Genomic DNA, 3,857 nt, shown 5'->3' with positions numbered 1-3,857 from the left:
GGATGTCCACTGGTCCGAGGGAGTGAACAAACTCGTCTGATACACTTGTGATGTCATGCATTTCCACCTCCTTCCTTGTATCATGGATTGCCTTATAACTCCGTCGGGCAAATTCATCAATTTCACAAAAGCCGATACACTGGTGACCCGCTTGTTCCATACCTAAGCGAAAGCCACCAATCCCGGCGAATAAATCTAAAAATGTCATAAATCACCTCAATAAAAAAGCCTAGAATTATTGATACTCCTAGGCTACATACTATTATTTTCTCTTTCCGTATTAACGCTTAATCCAACAATATCGCTAATTTCCCTCAAGAAATCATACCCTTTTGGTACAAGTGGCGTATAAAACTCACTAATCACACTGCCCCCTGTATCTACATAGCCTCGACCTTTGATGCGTTTCATAAAAAAGTTTTTATCGACCTCACCAAACATCATGGAGTATCCTAGTTCACTCATACGTCCTAAAGCTACACGAAAGTTGAACTGATCGCGAATCCCATCTCCTAAATATTTCGCATCTGGTCTTTGACAAGCCAAAATCAGAAAGAAACCAGACTGACGACCTAACATGACAATTTGTTTGAGCTTATTCAAAATCACCGCACTTTCTTTCGTCGTTAACATTTATAGCGATAGGTAAGAATTTGATATAATCTCCATCTTTTCCCCCGCTCCACACCGTACGTGAGACTTTCACCTCATACGGCGTTCCATCTATTTATTTTCTATTGAATGTTTTGCAGATTACACATCTTTCGATAAAGGTTGATTTTTGCTATTTGCTCTGGCACCAGTTTCAGTTCATGCACGTAGTGATCGATTATCATTTTATTTGTTGTATGGATCAGAAGATGGATATCCTTATGAATAATTCTCAAGTTATCGAATTTGTCGTCTCCACCAAGACTTTTTGGCAAATAGTGATGACAGTGAACGGCTTTTGCTGGCAAAAATTGTTTTGTAATCTCACACTTGCCTGATTTCATTGAGTAACGAGATATTCTACTATCTAAATACTCAACCGTTCTATTCGGTATTTTCGATTCCATCAATTTTCTTAATTCTTGGAACACAAGAGACTGTAGGCTTTTGTGCTCCAATCTTTGACGACCAAACGGAGTAAACGGTGTATCCTTCGTATTAAATCCGTAAATTGTTTTTGTAGATACGTCGCAAAGAGGGTACAAATAGACTCCAGCTACTTTATAAGTTTTCATCGTTGTTGAGTAAAACTTTTTGTAAGTTGGGGAAGCTTTGTTGGGGTAACATCTTGTACTACAATTTGATAATCGGTTGTAAGTAGTGAATGAAAGAACGTAGTTCATCCTATTCAAATCTAAATTAATATGAGTGGCATACCTGAAATAATTATGAACACCGAGCACGAGAGCATTAAACAGGAGAGCATTTTGTGCTGTAGGACTCTTTTGAATATCTTTGATTCTTTGTTTAATCTCTTCTTTAATCTGATCCTTTTTTTTGTTAGAAATACGTGAATTACAAACCCATTTTTTCCCTTTTTGTTTCACGCAAATAGCGAATCCTAAAAATTCCGACTTACATTTACGCAAATTGACGATTTTAGACTTCTCATTGGAAATATCTAATTTAAGTCTGTCTTTTAGGTAAAGCTTGACAGCGTGGAACCATTTTAATGCTGTCGGATAATCATTAGTCATGATTTTAAAGTCATCTGCGTACCTGACAATATAGCCTTGCTTTAGATTTGTATCTCTTAGAGCACGAAATTTATTGTAACCTTTAGTATAGGGATACTTTGTTTCAAAGGTATGCCACTGCTTTGAGACCCAATGGTCTAAGTCGTTTAGAACAACATTAGATAATAGTGGAGAAATGATACCTCCTTGGATCGTTCCTTTGCTCGGGATACCTTCTCCTTGAATGGGTGATTTCAGAGATTTTGAAAGAATAGCTAAGACTTGTTTGTCACAAATTCCTATATTCCATAATTGTTTTATCAGTAAACGGTGGTTTACATTATCAAAGAAACCTTTGATATCAATGTCTACTGCATAGTGCATTTTACTGATGTTTATGAGATACATAATGCGACCTAGAGCATGCTTTGCACTTCTCAATGGTCTGAAACCGTAGCTATGTTCATAAAACTTAGCTTCACATATTGGCTCCAGTATCTGCTTGAACATCTGTTGGATCATTCGATCAATCATGCATGGAATTCCTAATGGGCGTTTCTCACCATTGGGTTTAGGTATCATTACTCGCTTTATGGATTTTGGTTTGTAATTTTCTAAATGACTGAGAATAAGATGGATAAACTCTGCTTGGTTCATTTCCTTATAGTTATCAATTGTGAAGGAATCCGTTCCTGGTGTCGAAGACCCCTTGTTTGCCTTGATAGTACGGTATGCTAAAAGAATATTATTTTCAGAAATGATTAACTCATATAATTGATAAAACTTTTTCCCGTTTCTACTTTGAGTAAATAGCTGATCGAATGTTTCTTGTAGATCATAATATTCCCAGTAACGTATTTTTGTGTTCAAGCGTGGCACCTCCATAACGGATTTTCCCACGTTCTTACCAGATCCTTGAACTTCATCTGTTTCAACATTCATTGTTATTAAATAGACTTAGGGCTATCCCTCCACATTTGTTAGACGCTTCATCGGTACTGTGCCCTTACTTTCACAGAAACAAAGCAATTTCGTTATTACTTATATGCACCTATCTAGAAGTAGTCATTTAATTGATAGTTTTCTGCTTACATCGTTCCAATGTTTTTAGCTATCATGTATAACCTTAGGTATCTACTATGAGCCTGTGAAATTATAGCTTCTTCGTTAGCTATCCCGATTTTCATATCATGGAACCTTACTTGTCGGTATCTCACCATACGTCCGTATGTTCCTATCTTTCAATAAGATCAGCCTTTTAGACCCGTACATTCGCAGATTCGTCAGTCATTTTCAGACATTCTTACCATAGTTATCTTTTTCAGCCGCCCGCCCTATAGTCAGCCTTATGCTCAAGCACTTAGGCAGATTTCAGACGACTTCACCTAGCTTCATACCAAAACCAATCTACTTCATTGATTAGAGCATGTAGGAGTATTAGCGGGGATGTTTCAGCTCAACTTGAAGGCTTTCATTCCATCTCTCAAAACATTAGTTGTCACTATTGATAATCTCAATAGGCTTCCATTTCACATCTATTCGATGCTTGTAGGAAAACGATTCGCACCCATATAAGCCACGTATTCATCAAAGATTAAAAAGTTTGGCGGAAGTCCAAGATAGGCATAATTCTCTCCTGTTTTGTAGTTGGACATTTCTTTCATTGCCTTGCTACGAGCCATCATTCGTTCATAAAAATCTTCCACACAAGCAGAAATTTCTTCCTTTTGGGAATAGACATGGGGCATTACCGTACCTAAATCGGCAAGATCTGCATTTTTTGGATCAAGAACATAAAGCTCGGCATCTGACTTTAATAAAGCTTGGATAATGGTGAGTAAGAAATAAGTCTTCCCACCACCTGTGCCGCCAGCAATTAACATATGAGGTAAAGAATCATACGCCCATACTTGATTTTTCATCAATCGCAACGCTCCATTTTCTGCCACTACTTCGTCTATCCCAATTCGATTGGCAATCATATCGTATAACAAGGTATATTCCACATAAGAGTCTTTAAGCTCTTTTTCTACTAACTCAGAATACAACCCGCTTTCTAACTTCTTTTCCAACTTCAAGAGCTGATCTTGATATTTTCCCAGTGAAATTTGAACGCGAATAGAAAGTAACCCGTCCTTCATTCGATAATAGATTTTGGGAAAGTAACTAATACTCTCCTTGGTTCGACTC

The 3,857-nt window shown here is 37.4% G+C and carries 3 protein-coding genes and 1 pseudogene; all 4 read right to left on the bottom strand.

Annotated elements, in window-relative coordinates; translation table 11 throughout:
• A partial coding sequence (locus tag Q0A12_RS13655; protein WP_291293180.1) for a DNA cytosine methyltransferase occupies nt 1-208 on the bottom strand: 208 nt, incomplete at its 3' end.
• 44 nt (nt 209-252) lie between these two features.
• Nucleotides 253-633, bottom strand: a pseudogene (locus Q0A12_RS13650) (ATP-binding protein); the annotation flags it as partial.
• Between the two features lie 101 nt (nt 634-734).
• Nucleotides 735-2,609: a group II intron reverse transcriptase/maturase gene (ltrA, locus tag Q0A12_RS13645; protein WP_083284937.1), complete on the bottom strand. Its 1,875-nt coding sequence runs from the start codon at nt 2,607-2,609 to the stop codon at nt 735-737.
• A 593-nt stretch (nt 2,610-3,202) separates the two neighbouring features.
• Nucleotides 3,203-3,857 (bottom strand): FtsK/SpoIIIE domain-containing protein (locus tag Q0A12_RS13640; RefSeq protein ID WP_291293179.1); only part of this gene is annotated, 655 nt, incomplete at its 5' end.

The sequence above is a fragment of the Enterococcus sp. genome (assembly GCF_022711995.1).
Lineage (GTDB): Bacteria > Bacillota > Bacilli > Lactobacillales > Enterococcaceae > Enterococcus_D.
This window is presented reverse-complemented; position numbering and strand designations above follow the sequence as displayed.

Bases quoted from the DNA above. Each gene is read 5' to 3' on its own strand.
- ltrA (WP_083284937.1), bottom strand. From the start codon at position 2,609: ATGAATGTTGAAACAGATGAAGTTCAAGGATCTGGTAAGAACGTGGGA.